General features: G+C 42.9%; 17 protein-coding genes. 6 read left to right on the plus strand and 11 right to left on the minus strand.

The window, feature by feature from the left end; translation table 11 throughout:
- Positions 1 to 375: 375 nt before the first annotated feature.
- Positions 376 to 1,956, minus strand: a complete 1,581-nt coding sequence (locus L2755_RS01105; RefSeq protein ID WP_248978900.1) for an isocitrate lyase — start codon at positions 1,954 to 1,956, stop codon at positions 376 to 378.
- A gap of 110 nt (positions 1,957 to 2,066) precedes the next feature.
- On the opposite strand from L2755_RS01105, the gene L2755_RS01110 reads away from it, so the two are divergent.
- Both L2755_RS01110 and L2755_RS01115 read left to right on the plus strand, forming a co-directional pair.
- On the plus strand, positions 2,067 to 3,017 hold the full coding sequence (locus L2755_RS01110; RefSeq protein WP_248978901.1) for a LysR family transcriptional regulator: 951 nt from the start codon (positions 2,067 to 2,069) through the stop codon (positions 3,015 to 3,017).
- Between the two features lie 229 nt (positions 3,018 to 3,246).
- Positions 3,247 to 5,418, plus strand: a complete 2,172-nt coding sequence (locus L2755_RS01115; protein ID WP_248978902.1) for a malate synthase G — start codon at positions 3,247 to 3,249, stop codon at positions 5,416 to 5,418.
- A 105-nt stretch (positions 5,419 to 5,523) separates the two neighbouring features.
- Here the strand turns inward: L2755_RS01115 and adhE are convergent, their stop codons facing one another.
- Entirely contained in the window at positions 5,524 to 8,139 is a 2,616-nt protein-coding gene (gene adhE, locus L2755_RS01120; protein WP_248978903.1) for a bifunctional acetaldehyde-CoA/alcohol dehydrogenase, read from the minus strand.
- A 330-nt stretch (positions 8,140 to 8,469) separates the two neighbouring features.
- Here adhE and L2755_RS01125 point away from each other — a divergent pair, with 330 nt between their 5' ends.
- Positions 8,470 to 9,102 carry a YchE family NAAT transporter gene (locus L2755_RS01125; protein WP_248978904.1) on the plus strand — a complete coding sequence of 211 codons (633 nt, stop codon included), beginning with the start codon at positions 8,470 to 8,472 and terminating at the stop codon, positions 9,100 to 9,102.
- Between the two features lie 159 nt (positions 9,103 to 9,261).
- Positions 9,262 to 10,311 (plus strand): MBL fold metallo-hydrolase, encoded by a 1,050-nt coding sequence (locus tag L2755_RS01130; RefSeq protein ID WP_248978905.1) that lies wholly within the window; start codon positions 9,262 to 9,264, stop codon positions 10,309 to 10,311.
- Between the two features lie 293 nt (positions 10,312 to 10,604).
- Here L2755_RS01130 and L2755_RS01135 read toward each other — a convergent pair whose 3' ends face one another.
- The 9 genes from L2755_RS01135 to L2755_RS01175 form a co-directional block, all read right to left on the minus strand.
- Complete coding sequence (locus tag L2755_RS01135; RefSeq protein ID WP_248978906.1) at positions 10,605 to 11,939, minus strand: anti-phage deoxyguanosine triphosphatase; 1,335 nt, start codon at positions 11,937 to 11,939, stop codon at positions 10,605 to 10,607.
- 20 nt (positions 11,940 to 11,959) lie between these two features.
- Entirely contained in the window at positions 11,960 to 12,547 is a 588-nt protein-coding gene (gene yfbR, locus L2755_RS01140; protein ID WP_248978907.1) for a 5'-deoxynucleotidase, read from the minus strand.
- 172 nt (positions 12,548 to 12,719) lie between these two features.
- Positions 12,720 to 13,934 carry a pyridoxal phosphate-dependent aminotransferase gene (locus L2755_RS01145; protein WP_248978908.1) on the minus strand — a complete coding sequence of 405 codons (1,215 nt, stop codon included), beginning with the start codon at positions 13,932 to 13,934 and terminating at the stop codon, positions 12,720 to 12,722.
- Positions 13,935 to 14,326: 392 nt separating this feature from the next.
- The gene (efp, locus tag L2755_RS01150) at positions 14,327 to 14,887 is read right to left on the minus strand and encodes an elongation factor P (RefSeq protein WP_248978909.1); all 561 of its coding nucleotides are present in this window, start codon (positions 14,885 to 14,887) and stop codon (positions 14,327 to 14,329) included.
- 44 nt (positions 14,888 to 14,931) lie between these two features.
- Entirely contained in the window at positions 14,932 to 16,140 is a 1,209-nt protein-coding gene (gene earP, locus L2755_RS01155) for an elongation factor P maturation arginine rhamnosyltransferase EarP (RefSeq protein WP_248978910.1), read from the minus strand.
- 105 nt (positions 16,141 to 16,245) lie between these two features.
- Positions 16,246 to 16,773, minus strand: a complete 528-nt coding sequence (gene fldA, locus L2755_RS01160; protein WP_248978911.1) for a flavodoxin FldA — start codon at positions 16,771 to 16,773, stop codon at positions 16,246 to 16,248.
- A gap of 53 nt (positions 16,774 to 16,826) precedes the next feature.
- Complete coding sequence (gene ybfE / locus L2755_RS01165) at positions 16,827 to 17,099, minus strand: LexA regulated protein (RefSeq protein ID WP_248978912.1); 273 nt, start codon at positions 17,097 to 17,099, stop codon at positions 16,827 to 16,829.
- A 10-nt stretch (positions 17,100 to 17,109) separates the two neighbouring features.
- On the minus strand, positions 17,110 to 17,325 hold the full coding sequence (locus L2755_RS01170; protein ID WP_248978913.1) for a DUF2788 domain-containing protein: 216 nt from the start codon (positions 17,323 to 17,325) through the stop codon (positions 17,110 to 17,112).
- Positions 17,326 to 17,420: 95 nt separating this feature from the next.
- Entirely contained in the window at positions 17,421 to 18,179 is a 759-nt protein-coding gene (locus tag L2755_RS01175; RefSeq protein ID WP_248978914.1) for an alpha/beta fold hydrolase, read from the minus strand.
- A 246-nt stretch (positions 18,180 to 18,425) separates the two neighbouring features.
- Between L2755_RS01175 and seqA the strand changes: the two genes are divergently transcribed.
- Together seqA and pgm are read left to right on the plus strand one after the other, a co-directional pair.
- Positions 18,426 to 18,983 (plus strand): replication initiation negative regulator SeqA, encoded by a 558-nt coding sequence (gene seqA / locus L2755_RS01180; protein WP_248978915.1) that lies wholly within the window; start codon positions 18,426 to 18,428, stop codon positions 18,981 to 18,983.
- 35 nt (positions 18,984 to 19,018) lie between these two features.
- Complete coding sequence (pgm, locus tag L2755_RS01185; RefSeq protein WP_248978916.1) at positions 19,019 to 20,665, plus strand: phosphoglucomutase (alpha-D-glucose-1,6-bisphosphate-dependent); 1,647 nt, start codon at positions 19,019 to 19,021, stop codon at positions 20,663 to 20,665.
- Positions 20,666 to 20,729 lie beyond the last annotated feature (64 nt).

A 20,729-nucleotide genomic window follows, 5' to 3' on the forward strand; every position in this document is an offset into this window, starting at 1 on the left:
AGGCCCTATTAGGGCTAGGCGAGCTATAAACGACGGGCAATAATAAGTGTCAGCTTCGATCTCATTGAGCTTGTCTGCGGACGCTACAGGCTCGATAGCGGTTGCATAACCGTTTGCACGTGCAACCGAGTACCACTAGCATCAATAAAAAGCGTGCATCCCAATTCGGATGGTTACCATATTGAAATGTACAGCTTGCAAGAGCTTTAATCTTGGCAAGGGTACTTTCAGCAAAAGTTAACTGACTTTGTGATTGGCTGTCCTCCTTTGGGCATAGATGTAAAAAGGCCTGCTATAGAGCAGGCCTTTTAGGGTTAGCTTACTTTGGGGCTAAGTCCACTTCAAAAAACTTAGCAAATCCAAAGACGACATTAGCTAAAATTGGTTCATGGTGTTGTCTTTACCCGATGCTTTTAGTGCTTGGTCACCAGAGAAGTACTCTTTATGAGCATCACCCATATCAGAACCTGCCATATTCTGATGCTTAACACAGGCGATACCTTGACGGATCTCTTTACGTTGAACGTTGGCGACATAACCGAGCATACCTTGGTCACCGAAGTACTCTTTGGCGAGGTTATCGGTAGATAACGCAGCAGTATGATACGTTGGCAATGTAATGAGATGATGGAAAATACCGGCTTCACGAGCAGAGTCTGATTGGAAGGTACGGATTTTTTCATCTGCTTGAATAGCAAGTTCTGTACTATCGTAATCAACACTCATTAGCTGCTCACGGTTATAAGCTGATACATCTTCACCAGCCTCAGCCATAGCATCAAACACCTGCTGACGGAAGTTCAGTGTCCAGTTAAACGACGGTGAGTTGTTATACACCAGCTTGGCATTTGGAATCGTTTTACGGATCTCGTTAACCATAGCGCCTATTTGCGATACATGAGGCTTCTCGGTTTCAATCCAAAGCAGGTCTGCACCGTTTTGTAGCGAAGTGATGCAATCTAATATACAACGTTCTTCACCCGTACCGGCACGGAACTTAAACAGTCCATTAGGTAAACGAGAAGGCTTAACCAATTGTCCGCCTTGTTGGAATACGACGTCACCGTTGGCAAGGTTGGCAGCATCAATTGCTTCAACCTCAAGGAATGCGTTGTATTGGTCGCCCAAATCACCAGCTTCGTTAGTTACAGCAATCTTTTGAGTCAACCCAGCACCCAAAGAGTCGGTACGCGCAACAATCACACCGTCATCAATTCCGAGTTCTAAGAATGCATAACGTACCGCGTTAATTTTGGCTAAAAACTCAACATGCGGCACGGTGACTTTACCGTCTTGGTGGCCACATTGTTTAACATCTGACACTTGGTTTTCCAATTGAATACAGCATGCGCCAGCTTCGATCATCTGCTTAGCCATGAGGTAAGTGGCTTCTTCATTACCAAAACCAGCATCAATATCGGCGATAATCGGCACTACGTGAGTTTCAAAGTTATCAATCTTATCTTGAATAGCACTTTTTTCAGTTTTGCTAGCACCATCTAGCTGGCGGAATAAACCGCCTAATTCACGAGCGTCGGCTTGACGTAGGAAGGTGTACAATTCTTTAATGAGCGCCGCTACAGATGTCTTCTCATGCATTGATTGGTCAGGAAGGGGACCGAATTCACTGCGAAGCGCTGCAACCATCCAACCAGAAAGGTATAAGTAACGACGCTTTGTGGTTAGAAGGTGCTTTTTAATCGAAATCATTTTTTGCTGGGCAATAAAACCATGCCAACAACCGAGAGACTGGGTGTACTGCGAAGAATCCTTATCGTAGTTGTCCATATCTTCACGCATAATCTTGGCAGTATACTTAGCGATGTCTAATCCAGTCTGAAAACGGTTCTGTAAACGCATACGCGCTACTGACTCTGGATTGATTGCATTCCATGCACTACCTTCTGCATTAATCAAGGTAGCGGCTGCATCGATGTTATTTCTGTAAGTTGTCATGTGTATATTCCTTTAACAATATGATTAGCGGCGATTGATTACGTTGAAAATATTAGTTAGATTTGGTTAAATAAGTCTAATTTATAGTTTCTATTCTCGGTATTTATCTCATGAATATATCTCGTATTGACCTGAATTTATTGGTTTATTTAGATGTTTTACTACGTGAACGAAATGTTACAAAAGCGGCGGATCAGCTCGGGATCAGCCAACCTGCGATGAGTAACGGCCTAAAAAGATTGCGGACTTTGTTTGATGATCCCCTGTTAATTAGGACTAGCCAGGGGATGACGCCCACAGAAAGAGCGCAAGAGTTGCAGCCAACAATAAGCGAGTTAATGATTGGTTTGGAAAAAGCCGTCCAGCCACGCGCCAATTTTAATGCAGCAGAAAGTGACAAAGTCTTCCGTGTGATGGCAAGTGATTATGCTGAAGCGACATTGATCCCACCGCTTATTGCAAAGCTCCGTACTGAAGCGCCAAATGTTATTCTCGATATCATGACCCCAAGCGATGTCAATTTCCCTGATGTAGAACAAGGAAGAGTCGATATGGTGATCAATCGATTTGATACTATTCCTCAATCGTTCCATCAAAAGGTGCTGTGGAGTGATGACTTTAGTTGTTTGATTAATAAGGATAACCCTGTATTAGAGAAGTTTTCACTTGAGAGTTATCTTGAAGCAAAACATGTATGGGTGAGTAAAACCGGCATGGGTGTAGGTGTCGGTATGGATCCTGATGATGTACAGCGTTTAGGATGGGTAGATGAAGCTTTAACGCGAATAGGTGTTAAACGACGTATTACCGTATTTACCCGCCATTACCAAGCAGCTTGTTTGTTGGCAGAACAACAAGGTTTGATCGCAACCATACCAAGTAAGATGGCTAGGCTGCATGAGCATAACAGTCGGGTTAGCATCGTCGCGCCGCCGTTCATCATCCAACCTATAGCACTTACCATGGCTTGGAGCCCATTACTACAGCACAATCCGGCCCATAAATGGATGCGGAAACTAATAACACAAACCGCAGATAGCTTTAGCCGTAACAATCGCTAACGAGTGATCCCCCTACAATTGTGATGTTTTTTTACACGAAAAGACCATTTCGCATAAGTTTGGTGAATAGTGAGAATCACAGCTATAAATTGGCAGAATGTACATTGCTTGATATAGGGTAAAGAAAATTACCCCTAATGGGTGTAACTAATAGTCGGTGTGATCAGTAGATGGATGACAAGTGTTCAAGAAACATAAGAGCAGTGTAAAGGATGAACAGGGGCAAAAAATGACAACATATATCCAATTAGGTGGTCTACAAGTCGCCACCGAGTTATCAGATCTAGTCGCAAATGAAATGTGTCCAGGGACAGGCATCAATGCAGAGCAGCTTTGGGCAAAATTTGAAGAGATTGTTACCGAGTTTGCTCCGATAAACCGCCAACTGTTGGAAAAACGCCAGCAACTGCAACGTCAGTTAGACCAATGGCATATTAGTCATCAAGGCAAGAGTTTCGACGTGGACGCCTATAAAGCTTTTCTCTACGACATTGGTTATTTGGTACCTGAAGGTGAACCATTTTCAATTAGCACTGAAAATGTCGACACTGAAATTACCGAGCAAGCAGGACCACAACTGGTTGTGCCGGTTAAAAATGCCCGGTTTGCGCTAAATGCGGCAAATGCACGTTGGGGCAGCTTATATGATGCTCTATACGGCACCGATGCGATTTCAGAGCAAGATGGAGCAGAATTAACCAAAAGCTACAATCCAGTGCGTGGCTCAAAGGTGATAGCGTTCGCCAAACAACATCTTGATATAGCAGCTCCATTGCTAAAGGGTCATCATGCTGATGTAACCGAATACTTTATTGCAGCAGGCTTGCTAAAGGCAAGGCAAAAAGGTGGCGCGGTTACTGGACTTAAACAACCTGAACGGTTTGTGGGTTACCAGGGCGAACAGCAAAGCCCTAGTGCCATTTTACTAAAGAATAATGGTCTGCATATCGAGATCCAGATTGATGCCACTAGTGTTATTGGCAAGTGCGATCCAGCTGGTGTCAGCGATTTGCTAGTAGAAGCCGCAGTCACCACTATTATGGATTGTGAAGACTCAGTTGCTGCAGTCGATGCGGAAGATAAAGTTGAGATCTATCGTAATTGGCTTGGGCTAATGCAAGGTAACTTGTCAGCGTCATTGTTTAAACATGGCAAAGAGATCATCCGTGAGCTTAACGAAGACAGAATTTACCTCAATCCTAAAGGGGAAAAGTTAACTCTTGCTGGTCGAAGCTTATTGTTTGTACGAAATGTTGGCCATCTAATGACCATCAATGCGGTACTGGATAAAGAGGGACGTGAGGTTCCAGAGGGGATCTTGGATGGTATGCTGACCGTCCTTGCCGCGATGCACGACCTGCAAGGAAATAATAACAATCGCAGTAATAGTCGCAAAGGCTCAATTAATATTGTTAAGCCCAAGATGCATGGTCCCGAAGAGGTTAAATTCACCTGTGATCTGTTTACTAAAATTGAAGACGCATTAAAGCTTGCTCGTAACACGATTAAAGTTGGCATTATGGATGAGGAGCGTCGTACTACGGTAAATTTGAAGGAGTGTATACGGGTTGCATCTGAGCGTGTGGTGTTTATTAACACAGGCTTTTTAGATAGAACCGGTGATGAGATCCACACCTCAATGCAAGCGGGTCCATTTGTAGCAAAGTCTCTGATGAAACAACAGAAATGGATAGCTGCTTATGAAGATTGGAATGTTGATATTGGTTTAGCATGTGGCCTACAAGGCCGTTCGCAAATAGGTAAGGGCATGTGGCCAATGCCAGATGAAATGGCAGCCATGCTCGAGCAAAAAATCGGTCATCCCAAAGCCGGTGCTAATACTGCTTGGGTACCGTCCCCTAATGGTGCCGTTCTGCATTCGACCCATTATCATCAGGTGAACGTGACCGAAGTTCAAAATCACCTAAAACAGCGCTGCCGTGCTAGCTTAGATGATTTGTTAACGATACCGCTAATGCAGCTCCCTGAGAAGCTGACAGCTGAGCTAAAGACTTTTGAGCTAGAGAATAATGCACAAGGTATTTTAGGTTATGTGGTGCGCTGGATTGATCAAGGTGTCGGTTGTTCTAAAGTACCCGATATTAACAACGTTGGTCTTATGGAAGATAGGGCAACATTAAGGATCTCTTCGCAACACTTGGCTAATTGGTTAGTTCACGGAATATGCACAAAAGATGAAGTGATGACAGCACTGAAAAAGATGGCAGCGGTGGTTGATAGTCAAAATCAAGGTGATAGCTGTTACCAGAACATGGCACCTGATTTTGATGGCATTGCGTTTAAAGCAGCATGTGATCTGGTGTTCAAAGGGGTAGAGCAACCATCGGGTTATACCGAACCTCTGTTGCATGCTTATCGCATTCAAGCTAAAACGAATTGATTTTATTTAGTTGACTGAAAAAATGAGTAAAATAAAAGCCTTAACAGTGCACTGTTAAGGCTTTTTAATATTGAACAAATTTTCTTTTACTGCAAAGGTTAAAGGCTATTGATCGCTATAGTCATTACCGTAATAGCTGGCCAATAAAACCTGTTTCAGCTCTGCAATGAGCGGGTAGCGTGGATTGGCTCCAGTACATTGATCATCAAAAGCATCTTCGGCAAGTTCATCTAACTTTGCGATGAAATCAGCTTCGTTGACGCCTGCTGCTTGGATTGAGCTTGGAATGCCAATCTTCTCCTTGAGAGCATCGATTTCTTTAAGTAGAGCCTCGACTTTTTCTTCATCTGTAATGCCTTCTCCTAGGGTGCCTTCAAGTTTTAAGTATTCTGCAATTTTAGCATAACGACACAACGCCTTCGGTCTATCATATTGGCTAAAGGCAGCCTGTTTGGTAGGCATGTCCGTCGCGTTAAATCGAATTACATTGCTGATCAGTAACGCATTTGCGAGTCCATGAGCTAAGTGAAACTCAGCGCCGAGTTTATGGGCCATAGAGTGGCAGATCCCGAGAAACGCGTTGGCAAATGCGATACCGGCTATTGTAGCGCCATTATGTACTTTTTCACGGGCTAGTGGCGCTTTGGCACCATGTTCGTAAGATGCAGGTAAGTGAGTAAACAATAAGTCGAGTGCTTGCAGTGCTTGGCCGTCACTGTATTCGTTCGCCATAACACTTACGTACGCCTCAAGTGCATGGGTTATAGCGTCAATACCGCCAAAAGCCGTTAAAGACTTTGGCATATCCATAACGAGGTTAGGATCTACAATTGCCATATTAGGGGTTAACTCGTAGTCGGCAATCGGGTATTTCATGCCCGTTTTTTCATCTGTGACGACTGCAAATGGAGTGACTTCAGAGCCAGTACCTGAGGTTGTTGGTATCGCTACCATCATGGCTTTTTTGCCAAGTTTTGGAAATTTATAGATACGTTTACGGATATCCATAAAACGCAGCGCCAGATCGGCAAAATTGACATCTGGATGTTCATACATTACCCAGATGATTTTAGCTGCATCCATAGGAGAGCCGCCACCCAGTGCAATGATGACATCTGGTTGAAAACTGTGAGCCACTTTTGTGCCCTGATTAACAATTTCCATTGTAGGATCAGCTTCAACGTCATAGAACACTTCTGTTTCAACACCTTGGCTCTTCAGTATTTTAATGGTTTCGTTGCAATAACCATTATTAAACAGATATTTATCGGTAACGATAAGGGCTCTTTTTTTATCTGATAACTCTTCTAGTGCAATAGGTAGGCAGCCGCGACGGAAATAAATCGAGGAAGGTAGTTTGTGCCACAACATATTCTCAGCCCTCTTAGCGACCATTTTTTTATTGATAAGGTGGCTAGGACCAACATTTTCAGATATTGAGTTTCCCCCCCATGAACCGCAACCTAAGGTTAATGATGGCGCCAACTTGAAGTTGTAAAGATCGCCAATGCCACCTTGTGATGCAGGAGTGTTGATGAGAATACGCGCCGTTTTCATTCTAAAGCCAAACGCTTTAACGCGATCAGTTTGGGTATCTTGATCTGTATAAAGCCCAGAGGTGTGGCCAATACCGCCCAACGTGACTAGGGCTTCAGCTTTATCCATCGCATCTTCGAAGTTATCAGCTCGGTACATAGCAAGTAGTGGCGACAATTTTTCATGGGCGAAGGCTTCGGCTTCATCAATGTTAGTGACTTCGCCAATTAGCACTTTTGTACTGTGATGCACATCAATCCCTGCCATTTTGGCAATTTTGGCTGCACTTTGGCCAACGATATCGGCATTCAAGCCACCATTCTTAAGAATGACATCTTGCATCAAAGCGGTTTCGTCAACGTTTAACAGGTAACCACCATGGCTAGCAAAACGCTCTTTTACGACATCATAGATCTCATCGACAATAACCACTGCTTGTTCAGAAGCACAGACAACCCCGTTATCAAATGTTTTCGACATTAAGATAGAACTCACGGCTCGTTTAATATCGGCTGTTTCATCGATGACGATAGGTGTATTACCCGCGCCAACACCAATTGCTGGCTTTCCTGAAGAGTAGGCAGCTTTAACCATTCCAGGGCCGCCAGTGGCTAAAATGAGGTTGATATCTGGGTGGGTCATTAATTGATTTGATAGTGCAACTGAAGGCTCATCAATCCAGCCGATAATATCCTTAGGTGCGCCTGCAGCAACAGCGGCTTCCAGTACAATGCGTGCTGCTGTTGTTGTCGAGCTCTTTGCTCTAGGATGCGGCGAGAAGATAATGCCATTACGGGTTTTTAGGCTAATCAGTGCTTTGAATATCGCCGTTGAAGTGGGGTTGGTTGTGGGCACTATGCCACAGATAATACCGACGGGTTCAGCGATAGTGATGGTACCGAAAGTGGGGTCTTCAGAAATGATCCCACAGGTCTTCTCGTCCTTATATTTGTTATAGATATACTCAGAGGCAAAGTGGTTTTTAATCACTTTATCTTCAAGCACCCCCATCCTTGTTTCGGTTGCTGCCATCTTGGCTAACGATATGCGAGCATCTGCCGCTGCGAGGGCTGCTGCTCGAAAGATAACATCGACTTGCTCTTGTGAGTAATCGGCAAATTGTCGTTGCGCTTCAACGACCTTACTCACCAGATTATTGAGTTCTTGTTCATTAGTAACAGTCATAGTGTGTATCCTAAAAAAATTTAGCAAAATTATATTTTGCTAACTTTTCTTTAACTATATTTAAACTCAATGAAGAAAAATTACACTCAAATGACTTGATTGACCGTGATCTGCGCCACAGAATTATTGATATATGTAATAAAATAACTATTTTAACGACAGAGTGTTACCTTTCGACTGAAACCTGCACTACAAATAGATTAATAAAATTTATCCAAAGTTGTGATTTCGGTTAGAAAAACTCATTTTTCGATTTTGGACACATGAGTTAGAGTAGCGCCAATATTTTAATTGCCCTAATCAATGCATCAAGGTGCAGAGGATAAAACGTTGGATTTAACTTTTTATGTAAAGTTTTTTTTAGGGTTAATAGCCATCATCAATCCATTTGGATTGTTGCCCGTTTTTGTGGGTTTAACTAGCCACCAAACAGAAGCTGAGCGCAACCAAACAGGTAAAATCGCTAACTTTGCCGTCGTTATTATTTTGTTGGTGACTATTTTTGCTGGGCAACACATTTTAAATTTGTTTAGTATTTCACTCTCAGCCTTTAGGATCGCCGGCGGGTCGCTTATTTGCATCATTGCAATGTCTATGCTGCAAGGCAAACTTGGTGAAGTTAAGCGAAACAAAGAGGAAGATCGTGAAGCCTCGGGTATGGAGTCGGTCGCCGTTGTGCCGCTGGCGTTGCCTTTGATGGCAGGACCAGGTGCAATTAGTTCCGTTATCGTCTCTGCAGCTGAGAATAATACCTTTGAGAATCATATAGGCATGTCTATAACCGTTATCCTTTTCGGCTTATTGAGTTTCATGCTGTTTAGAATGGCGCCAGTGATCTTTAAAGTACTGGGCAACACCGGTATTAACGTAATTACCCGTCTTATGGGGCTATTGATGCTTTCTATCGGTATAGAAGTTATCGCGGCCGGCGTTAAAGGGCTATTTCCCAGCTTTATGAGTTAATGATTTTTACCGTAACGCAAAGGCACCTATTAAGGTGCCTTTTTTGTGCCGAAAGCAGATGACAGAGTCTAAGGGTGACATACTGGTACTTATTAACATTAATACTAAAGACGCTAGCTATACTTTCAAGAACGAATACATGAGTACGGGTAAATCACAATGCTAATCACAAGCTGCCAGCGTCCTTTATATGTAAAGCAACTGTTTGATAGAGATAGCTGTACGTACACCTACCTGCTGGCAGACCCAAAAACCCATGAAGGGGTGATTATTGATGCGGTTAAAGAGCATCTGCAACGAGACCTGCAATATATTGAAGAGCTTGGTATCGAGCTTCTTTATATCATTGAAACGCATATTCATGCCGACCATATCACCTCGGCTGGTTTAATCCGGCAAAAAACCGGTGCGCAGATTGTTTACAGTCAAACGGCAGCCGTCAAATCAATAGATATAGAACTGAAAGAGGGTGATGAACTTCCTATAGGGGGGCATCACATCAGGGCAATAAATACACCGGGCCATACCCATGGCTGTATGAGCTTTTATGTGGATGGTATGGTTTTTACCGGTGACTGCTTATTAATCCGGGGCTGTGGCCGTACAGACTTTCAAGAGGGTGACTCAGGCGATTTGTACAATAGCATCACCAAAAAACTGTTTAGTTTGGCGGATGAAACGGTCATTTATCCAGGGCATGATTATAATGGTAAAACAAGCTCAACGATTGCTGAAGAGAAACAATGGAATCCCCGGGTGGGTCAAAAAAAATCACTCGATGATTTTTTGCAGATCATGAGTAACCTGAACCTAGACCTACCTAAAAAAATCAATGAAGCCGTACCCGCCAATACTAACTGCGGTATTAACTTTAATCCGGATGCTTATATTCATAACGACTTTTCGATGAATGCACTTTATAACGTTTGGCTAAAAGAAAACAGCAACACATTAATCATCGATAATCGCACAAAAGAAGAATATTCAAAAGGGCATATCCCTCGTAGTCAAAACATACCATTTGGGACTGAGTCACAACACCAGGAAGAATTGAAAGGCTTTAATCATATTTACATCTACTGCCACTCTGGACGTAGAGCCCAAACCGCATTAACCAATCTGTCTATTATGGGGCTGGATAATATTACCTGCGTTAGCCATTCAGGTTTACCTGAATGGATTGCAATGAACTACCCAATAGAGCGCTAAGTTTATACATACTTTATAAACACTCGTTTTAGCATTCTGAATACGGCTAACTTAACGCTATAGCGCTTCGGTTGATGCTTAAATTGTGCTATGAAAAGGTAATGCCCATTGATGAGATTTTCGTAACAGGTACATGCGTAAACAAGGTATTGAAATTCATCGTTATAAAACAGGATCATTGTCTAGCTTACTGCCTAACTCACTTTTTAGATAAATAAAAAGTGATAGACAGTATTGTAAATGAGTCGATTTCATTGCCAATCGATATCTATCACCGCAGTGCAGTTTGGGTATTAAAGCTCTCGGTTTAGTTCGATCATTGAGCCTGATTTAGGACTGAAAAGGTGTTGATGTAACCTTGCGGCAAATTCGTCCGTCATGCCTGATATATAATCCGCAATCACGCGATGGCAGTTGAGCCCTTGCTCCTTTGCTTCAGTCCAACGTGCTTGGGTATTGGTTGGCAGCAGCCGCTCTGGATCTGAAATGAACGCCTCAAATAACTCCATCACAATTTGCTGACCTTTATATTCGAGCATCTGGATCTCTGGCTTTCTAATCACGTACTGATATACGAACTGTTTTAATATCTCTAACGCTTCGTCAAAATCGCTCTCAAGTGCGGCGTTAAATTTTAGCAGGGGCTCACTAAACCCATCAACATCGGTAATCGATATCGCGGTGACAAAGCCATTGACTAAAGTACCGATGGCATCTTTTCTTAGATGATGTTTACTGGAAAATAATCGCTCCCCAATAGATGAAAATTCATTTTTAATCCAATCATCGTCACTTTGTTTAAGTTTAGTTTCGACATCGAGTGTCCATTGTTCCCGGCTGACTATCCCCATCACAATTGCATCTTCTAAGTCATGAACTGCGTAGGCTATATCATCAGCGAGCTCCATGATTGAGCAGTCAAATGACTTGTATTGGGTTCGTCGATGTTTTGATTCATCCACTTTATAGTGAGAAAGAAACAGGGCTCTATCTGCTATAGATAATGGTTCGAGTACCCAGTTAAGCACTTCTAAGTCATCATCAAATAATCCTTTAACGGGTGGCCATTCGGATGGTTTTAACTGCCGAAAATGACTCACTTCACTAAATGGCAATTGACGGTGTAACAGACTATAAGGAGCGGGGTACTTAAGTATGCCTAATAACGTTCGTCGACATAGATTCATTCCATAATATTCGGTATAGGGTTCCAGGCGAGCTAGGATCCTAAACGTTTGACCGTTACCTTCAAAACCGCCATGTTTGCGCATCATATAGTTAAGTGCAACTTCACCTCCATGGCCAAAAGGTGGATGACCTATATCATGGGCAAGACAGATAGATTCAATCAGACTCATAGAATCAAGCAATTGGTCTTGCTCAGGGTGTTTCTGCTTAAGCTGAGCACGAATACCGGAGCCGATCTGACTGACTTCTAACGAATGAGTTAATCGTGTCCGATAAAAATCATTTAGGCCTATGCCCAGAACTTGAGTTTTTGCCTGTAATCGCCTAAATGCCGCAGAATGAAGAATACGGGCACGGTCACGTTGGTAGGGGCTACGATGATCGTTACGTCTTTGCTTGTTTTCTGTCAAACGCCTTTCATGCCAGGGGCTTTTGTCCATGGAGGTTCCTGCCTATTTACTTATAGCAATTTATTAATATCATCGAGATCAAGGGTAAAGCTTGGAATAAAACACTCTATAAAATAGCTTACAGCGGGATTAGGATTATCTTTAAGACTCTGCTCTAAACGTTTTTGTGCAGTTTTAAACTCAGTGTTGCCAGCGCGGCGCTCCTCCAAGCACTTTAAATAAGCACAAAGTGTGTCCGCAGCTTTAACCAGTGCCTTGTATTGTGGATCGGCGTACTCACTGGTAAGCAGTGGGCGATAGTCCTCTTTGAACTCTTCTGCCACCATCTCAAGTAATCGATGTTCAGCAATGGCTTCGATTTTTTTATACTCAGCTTCAATCTCTTTATTGAAATACTTTACCGGAGTGGGGAGATCGCCGGTAAGGATCTCACTGGCGTCATGGAATATTGCGATGGTAGCCGCTTGGTTAGGATCGTAGTTGCCATCAAATTTTTTGTTGCTAATTATGGCGAGGGAGTGAGCAACCATAGCGACTTGCAGGGAGTGTTCTTGAACATTCTCTGTTCTAACATTGTACATTAGCGGCCAGCGTTGAATTAATTTCATTCTAGCTAAGTGGGCAAATAAGTGACTCATTGCATTCCTTACACAAAGGGAGGGCTGGTTGAGACTACCATAATCTAAACATTAAAAAACGACCCGTAGGTCGTTTAATGTATATTGCTCAGTACGATGTGCTTTAAAAATCAATTTCGAATCCGCGTCTTATTTGCGCTGCTTTAAAAGACTATTCGCTAAATGAGTTAAGTTATTGCTGGTATCCATCTAAGAATTCGCCAACGTCAGCGAGTGCTTTGGTTAGCTCGTCTTTATAGGGTAAGAAGACGACCCTAAAATGATCAGGTTCAGGCCAATTAAAGGCAGTACCTTGCACTAAGAGTATTTTCTTCTCTTTTAACAGATCCAGTACTAGGCGCTCGTCATCGCGTAAATTAAACTTCTTTTGATCTAGCTTGGCAAATGCATATAGCGCACCTTTCGGCTTAACCACACTGACGCCAGGGATCTGATTGAGCATTTCTACACATGCATCTCGTTGGACACACAAACGGCCACCAGGTTGTACCAGTTCCTGTATGCTTTGGTAACCACCTAACGCTGTTTGAATAGCATGTTGATTGGGGACATTAGCGCACAGGCGCATAGATGCCAGCATATCTAAGCCCTCTATATAGCTTTTAGCGGACTTTAAGTTGCCGGTAAGCATCATCCAGCCAACACGGAATCCCGCTGCTCGATAAACCTTCGATAGGCCATTAAAGGTGACGGTTAAAATATCACTCGACAGACTTGCAGATGGAATATGCTTAGCGTCGTCATACAGAATTTTGTCATAGATCTCGTCGCTAAATAGGATCATATCGTGCTGGCGACATAACTCGATGACTTCAAGAATGAGTTGTTTGGAATATACCGCGCCAGTGGGGTTATTGGGGTTAATAAGCACAATCCCGCGTGTACGTGGGGTTATTTTGCTTTTTATGTCGTCAATATCAGGAAACCACTCAGACTGCTCATCACAGCGATAATGCTGGGCTTTGCCTCCCGATAGATGCACGGCGGCAGTCCATAGGGGATAATCGGGTGAGGGAATAAGCACCTCATCATCGCTATTAAGTAGCCCCTGCATGGCCATTACGATGAGCTCTGATACGCCGTTACCAATGTAGATATCTTCGATATCAACGCCAAAGATCCCTTGAGATTGATAATGCTGAACAATGGCTTTTCGGGCCGAAAACAGTCCTTTAGACTCGCAATAACCCTGAGCACTTGGCAGGTTTAAAATAACATCACGTACGATCTCTTCTGGTGCTTCAAATCCAAAAGGAGCAGGATTACCGATGTTGAGTTTTAAGATCCTATGACCTTCATCCTCTAGTCTGCGCGCTTCTTTATGAACCGGGCCACGAATATCGTAGCAAACAGAGTCCAATTTGGTGGATTTGATAATTGGCCGCATCTAAACCTCGAAAATGCTTTAAAAATGAGTCTATTGTAGTTAAGACGTTAGTTGATTGAACAATAGCTAAAAATAAATGACAAAGATAGCCTTTAATTTTCAATGAAATGGTCAAATCTACCATTCTGGCACGTGCCAATATGTTTGGCTGGAGTCATATGCCGTCACTAGCTCCGTGGTCAGCATGTATGACTACTGCAGTTTGTAGTTCACTAGGTTATTCGCTAGTTGATCAAAATCAATAAAAGGCTAATTGATCCACTAGCTGCTCAGTAAGTCATCTAAAACGTATTTGATGAAGGATTAAAGTTGAATTATGTAGTGATTCATTGCGGTTTAAAGCAATAAAAAAGCCAACCGTATAGGTTGGCTTTTTTGGAAACGATTAAAGACTAAACGCGTTTCTTAAATTCGTTAGTGCGAGTATCGATTTCGATCATATCGCCAGTCTTAACGAAATCAGCAACACTTAGCGTGCTACCACCAGCGATAGTCGCAGGCTTCATTACTTTACCTGAAGTATCACCACGAGCTGAAGGCTCGGTATAGGTCACTTCACGAGCCACTGTAATAGGTAGCTCAACCGAAATAGCTTTCTCTTCGTAGAAAGTCACTTGGCAAATGTCTTCCATACCGTCAACAATGTACGCTGCAGCGTCACCTAGGTTTTCAGCTTCTACATCATACTGGTTGTATTCAGCATCCATAAATACATACATAGGATCGGCGTAGTATGAGTAAGTACAGTCAAGACGCTCAAGAATGATGTCATCTAACTTATCATCGCCTTTAAACGTTGTTTCAGTTGTAGAATCAAGTAAAACGTTTTTAAGCTTTAACTTTACGATAGCAGCATTACGGCCAGATCGAGTTGTTTCAGTCTTTAGTACAACCCATGGGCTGCCATCTAACATGATCACGTTACCAGGACGGATTTCATGAGCAGTTTTCATTACACTATTTCCTATTTTTGGATTTTCTATTTCAACGCAGTATCTTAGCTATTTTTGACGAATTGAACTAGTCGAGAAGCAAGATCTGCATCATTTAATATGTTAATTGGCCATTGTTGTGCGTGAAGTGACATCTCTGGCTGGATAAAATCGAGTTTTTGCCACTCTTCAGCAGTCGCACCAGCTTGCTCGGTATTAAAAGCCATATTGAGTGAACGGCAGATCTTGCTCGCTTGTGGGCTGAGATTATCACAATAGCTTTGCAGAAATGCGGCTAATTTTTCAAGATGATAATCATCGTCTTGAGGATAAATATGCCAAATAAACGGTTTAGCGGCCCATTGTGCGCGTAAAAAAGAGTCTTCACCGCGAACAATATTAACGTCACAACTCCACAGCAGTTGATCGTAACCTTGCTGATCGGTCATCGGCAAAATATGCAGAGTAAGATTGCCATGGACGATCTGCTGACCAGCACTCAGTTCAGCGATAGCACAGGGCAGCAGTGATGTTAGACTGTTTAAACTGCGGCCTTGGGGGATAAGCGCATGGATCCGTTTAGTTGACTGCATCCATAATTGGCATAAACCAAGTAAGGAAGCAGTCTCGTAACTGAAAACACTGATCACTGTATCGTTATCATCAATATTACTCAGGCCAAGCTTACTGAACAACTGACGACGATTATGACGATTAGACTGCCACACAGTACGCTTGTCTAGTGTGTCTTTTTCGCAAATTAAACCACCGGTTTGAGGCGTAAAACCTGGAAAGTAAAAGTGTTTTTTAAGGCCGTTATTTTGCATCGAGGGCAGGCCATGGCAACCTTCAACCCAAGATTCAGCGCTTAAGTACTCCAAATTCAACCACACTGGAGCTGCCGGGGTGCTGTTATCTCGCTTATGAGCCTGATGTTGCGCATGCATTGCTTCCACAACACTGCCGGGCAGATCACAGGCAAACGCTTCGATAACGACGTCAGCAGCCTGATAGCGCACAGGTAAAGGGTCTGCCCAGAGATTGATGTGAACACCGCTATGTTGCTGGCTGTTTAGACTTGGGTCCAGTTGCGGCAAAATATGGCAGAAGCTTTTCAGGTCATCAACCCATAAGGTGATATTAAATTGGTATTCATTTGTCAGTTGTTTCGCAAGTCTCCACGTGACCCCTATGTCACCATAGTTATCGACCACACAGCAAAATATATCCCAGTGATTCGTGGCTTTTAGCGGTTTAACCTCACAATGAGTCAATGTATTACTACCTTACGTTAGCGCATTTGTCATTTTGTCTTTAAATACAAAAAACGGCATAAATGCCGTTTTTTGATGCTAGAGATGATTAAAATGACGCGTTTATTAATCTTCTAGTTCAGCTAAACACATCTCTTCATAGATCTGCTTAACCCAAGCGTCTACACGCTCTTCGGTAAGTTCGGGTTGACGGTCTTCGTCAATACCTAAACCGACAAAGTGCTTGTCATCAACTAAACCCTTTGACGCTTCAAAATCGTAGCCTGCAGTTGGCCAATGACCAATCACAATACCGCCACGACCTTCAACGATTTCGTTAACCATGCCCATGGCATCGAGGAAATACTCAGCGTAATCCTCTTGGTCACCACAACCAAATATGGCAACTAATTTATCTTCAAAATTGACTTGCTCAAGTTCTGGGAAAAAGTCATCCCAATCACATTGTGCTTCACCGTAATACCAAGTTGGGATCCCGAAAAGAAGCAGATCATAATCTGCAATCTGTTCTTTGGTACTTTTGGCGATATCTTTCACCTCAACCATTTTTTTACCCAGTTTTTTCTGGATCATTTTGGCGACGGCTTCGGTGTTGCCTGTATCAGACCCGAAAAAAAGACCTACTGTAGCCATTGTTGTTCCTTTAATATCTAGTTCACTTTAAGGTATGCGTGCTGTAAAAGCGTTTAATCACTTACTTGCTTTTGCAGTATTAATTCAATTAACTGACTGCGGCTGATTTTACTGGCCATTGCCTGTTCATTCAAGGCGTCATACAAATCTTGTGACACCTTTAACTCTATTCGCTTTAATCCGTTCGCTCGGTCGCGTTGGATCTGATTTCTTTTATTAATTTTTAGCTGCTGGTCCCGCGGCAATGGATTGCTACGAGGACGACCACGTCGTTTTTCTGTTGCGAACAGATCAATGGTGGTTCTATCTGATGTTTCTTTTGCCATTGAGTCTAATTTAACCGATGCCTTCCCAGGTCATCTGTATAATCCCTTTTGCTATAAACCCGGCACAGCCGAGAAATAAAACTAACCACACTATAAATCGACCAAACTTAGGCACTTGGCCCTGCTTTAGTACATCGTGAATGGCCATACCAATAAAAAAGAAAATGGCTGCAAAAAACAGGTTTAAGCCTAAGGCTTCAATCTGTTCCATATGTTGCATCAACATCTACCATTCCTTCTGGCCAAAAAAAGTGGCGCGAATATACCATATAAGTTTTAAAGCGGCTATACGCTTTACATCATATTAGCCGTAAACCTAAGTCAATTACTGATGAGGAAATCTCTTACTACACGGTTAAAAATGTTTGATTTTTGTGCATGCAACCAATGGCCGGTACCTTCAATAGTCTTGCCTTTTATTGCTGGGAATTGCTCAATTATAGCGCTTCGATGGGCTGATGTGACGTAGTCTGAGTCGCCGCCACGGATCAATAAACATGGACCCGTATATTGAGTGGTAAATTTGGGCCAACTGATGATGTCATCATAGCTTTGCTTTAGCCCTGCTAGATTCATCTTCCATTCAAAGCCAGTGTCAGTTCGTTTAAGCGATTTAATCAAGAACATCGCTGTACCATCATCAATATCTAAACTCTGCATATGCGTAAGCGCATCACGTCTACCACTAATGGAGCTTAATGGCATAGTTTCAAGTGCATTGAATACTTTGTCATGACGGCCGTTATAGGCAACGGGTGCTATATCGGCAATAACCAGCTTACTGACACATTGTGGATAGATGAGCGCGGTTGCCATGGCTATTTTGCCGCCCATCGAATGTCCCACCATGATGGCATCGGTTATGTTGAGCGTGCTTAGTAACTGTTTTACGTCATTCGCTAATGATGGGTAGGTCATCGAAGAGACGTGTTTGCTACTGCCATGGTTGGCAACATCGACTCGCACCACAGTAAAGCAATCTTCTAAGGCTTTCCCAAGAGACTTTAGGTTATCGAGGTCGCCAAATAGCCCGTGGATTAGAATGACAACAGGTCCGCTGCCATGGGTCGTATAGTGCATTTTATGCCCGCCTAAAAGATCGAATGGTGCAAGATTGTGCCTGTATCCTGTTTATAATCCAAGTAAGCCTATAAAAATATCATCTCTTTGGCGCATTATTAACCGCTTAGTTCGCTAACAAGGCTCTCTTTCTAATTTGGATCGCAGTTTTCAATTATTGATGCTTTATCAAGGCCCTAAACCTCGCTACACTGGGAGCAATATATAACACCGATCCCAGTTTTCTACGTAAGGAAGATAACCGTTATGAAATATATCGAGGTTGATGAAGAGCTTTATCGCCACATTGCCAGCAAAACTGAACAGATTGGTGAAAGTGCTTCAGATATTTTACGTCGAATATTAGGCCTGCGTGTCGATGCCGTTACGCAAGCTCAACCTGAAACGATCAGTCACCCAAGTTTAGAAAGTGACGATAACGCTGTAAAAGTTATTAAACAAACAAGTGCAGTCAAAACGAGTACGGTTACAGACTTTGCTGAATTAATCGATGCCGATCAGTTAGCGACGCAAAAAGGCGCTGTAGGACGATTCCTGTTTATTCTAGACACGGTATATCAGACATCAAAGAGCCAGTTTGAACAAGTTTTGCAGATCCAAGGACGTGACAGATTGTATTTTGCAACGTCAAAGGATGCGCTGCTAAAAGCAAGTAAGTCTGCTAATCCAAAAGAGATCGGCAATAGTGGCTTTTGGGTGACCACCAACAATAACACCGCTAAGAAACGCACAATTTTGTCTGAAGTATTAACCCAATTTGGTACCGACGATGAACAAGTTGTCGCTATCACCGACAAAGTATAATAGCGATTATTAACGCTAACTAAAGGAGCTAGTTTTTGGCTATTCATGAAAGAGCGGGACAGATTGCTGAACAAAGGGATTTGGTCAATATATCTAAATTGGTGAGTTTGTATTATCGGTTAAGCCCTAATGTCAAAGAGGTGACAGAGCAGGTCACCTTTGGCACATCGGGCCATCGTGGTAGTGCCATTAAGCGTAGTTTTAACGAAGCCCATATTTTAGCAATTTCTCAGGCGGTAGCAGATTATCGTATCGATGCTGGAATAACAGGCAAGTTAATATTGGGTATTGATACCCATGCACTATCACAACCCGCAGCCATCTCAGTTATTGAGGTTTTAGTCGCCAACAAAGTGACTGTGGCTGTTCATGAAAATGACGGTTTTACTCCGACTCCAGTCGTCTCCCACGCTATTGTCTGTGCTAATAGACAGCAGGGTGATAAAAGTTTGGTCGATGGTCTCATCGTAACGCCTTCACATAATCCACCTCAAGATGGTGGGATTAAATACAATCCTCCCCATGGCGGACCCGCTGAAGGGGATATCACCAACTGGATCCAAAATAGAGCAAACCAATATTTAGACCATGACTTAGTGGGCGTTAAACGGATTGATTACAATAAAGCGTTGCAAACTGAGTACGTCATTGCTGAAGATTTGATCACGCCCTATGTCAACGACCTTGCAAGCGTTATTAATATGTCGGCCATTGCCGATGCGAAACTGCATCTAGGCATCGATCCTCTTGGCGGCTCCGGTATTCATTACTGGCAGCCAATTGCGGACAGATATGGTCTCGATATTACGATAGTCAACAACAAGGTCGACCCGAGCTTTAGCTTCATGCCATTGGATAAAGATGGCAAGATCAGAATGGATTGCTCCTCTCCTTATGCTATGGCGGGTCTACTGGCGCATAAAGAGCAATACGATCTATGTTTTGCTAATGATCCTGATTTTGATCGACACGGTATCGTATGTCCTGGCAGTGGCTTGATGAATCCAAACCATTTTCTCGCCGTTGCAATCGATTACCTTGTGACTCATCGTCCCAATTGGACCGACAATATGGTCATTGGTAAAACATTAGTCTCAAGTGCGATGATAGATAAAGTCTGTGCTATGCATGATAAACACATGTCTGAAGTGCCTGTCGGCTTTAAATGGTTTGTCGATGGTCTGGCCAACAGTACGTTTGCCTTTGGCGGCGAAGAAAGTGCTGGAGCGGCATTTCTAAGACTCGATGGTAGTACATGGTGTACCGATAAAGATGGCTTTATCTTGTGCTTATTAGCCGCAGAGATCTTAGCCGTTACCGGCAAAACACCGCAACAGCGTTATCTGGAACTAGAAGGTGAGTTTGGTCAGAGTTTTTATCAGCGCATAGACAGCCCCATTAGCTTAGAAAACAAAGCTAAGTTTGCTAAAATAACGGTTGATTCAATAGCAGCGATGACACTTGCAAGCGATGTGATTACCCAGAAGCTAACACATGCTCCGGGTAATGGGGCTGCAATAGGCGGCATAAAAGTCGTTACCGACAATGGTTGGTTTGCGGCGCGCCCATCGGGTACTGAAGCATTGTTTAAGCTTTATGGTGAGAGTTTCGTCAGCCAAGAACACTTACAACAGTTGCTCAAAGATGCTGAAGTTATTGTTGAGCAAGCATTAGCGAACTAAATTTACATCACAAACAATAATTAAGGCGCGTAATTGGCGCCTTTTTTTATAGCGATATTTAAGC

The organism is Shewanella abyssi, from assembly GCF_023284025.1.
GTDB classification, from domain to species: domain Bacteria; phylum Pseudomonadota; class Gammaproteobacteria; order Enterobacterales; family Shewanellaceae; genus Shewanella; species Shewanella abyssi.

Bases quoted from the DNA above. Each gene is read 5' to 3' on its own strand.
- L2755_RS01105 (WP_248978900.1), bottom strand. From the start codon at position 1,956: ATGACAACTTACAGAAATAACATCGATGCAGCCGCTACCTTGATTAAT.
- L2755_RS01110 (WP_248978901.1), top strand. From the start codon at position 2,067: ATGAATATATCTCGTATTGACCTGAATTTATTGGTTTATTTAGATGTT.
- L2755_RS01115 (WP_248978902.1), top strand. From the start codon at position 3,247: ATGACAACATATATCCAATTAGGTGGTCTACAAGTCGCCACCGAGTTA.
- adhE (WP_248978903.1), bottom strand. From the start codon at position 8,139: ATGACTGTTACTAATGAACAAGAACTCAATAATCTGGTGAGTAAGGTC.
- L2755_RS01130 (WP_248978905.1), top strand. From the start codon at position 9,262: ATGCTAATCACAAGCTGCCAGCGTCCTTTATATGTAAAGCAACTGTTT.
- L2755_RS01135 (WP_248978906.1), bottom strand. From the start codon at position 11,939: ATGGACAAAAGCCCCTGGCATGAAAGGCGTTTGACAGAAAACAAGCAA.
- yfbR (WP_248978907.1), bottom strand. From the start codon at position 12,547: ATGAGTCACTTATTTGCCCACTTAGCTAGAATGAAATTAATTCAACGC.
- L2755_RS01145 (WP_248978908.1), bottom strand. From the start codon at position 13,934: ATGCGGCCAATTATCAAATCCACCAAATTGGACTCTGTTTGCTACGAT.
- efp (WP_248978909.1), bottom strand. From the start codon at position 14,887: ATGAAAACTGCTCATGAAATCCGTCCTGGTAACGTGATCATGTTAGAT.
- fldA (WP_248978911.1), bottom strand. From the start codon at position 16,773: ATGGCTACAGTAGGTCTTTTTTTCGGGTCTGATACAGGCAACACCGAA.
- ybfE (WP_248978912.1), bottom strand. From the start codon at position 17,099: ATGGCAAAAGAAACATCAGATAGAACCACCATTGATCTGTTCGCAACA.
- L2755_RS01170 (WP_248978913.1), bottom strand. From the start codon at position 17,325: ATGTTGATGCAACATATGGAACAGATTGAAGCCTTAGGCTTAAACCTG.
- L2755_RS01175 (WP_248978914.1), bottom strand. From the start codon at position 18,179: ATGCACTATACGACCCATGGCAGCGGACCTGTTGTCATTCTAATCCAC.
- seqA (WP_248978915.1), top strand. From the start codon at position 18,426: ATGAAATATATCGAGGTTGATGAAGAGCTTTATCGCCACATTGCCAGC.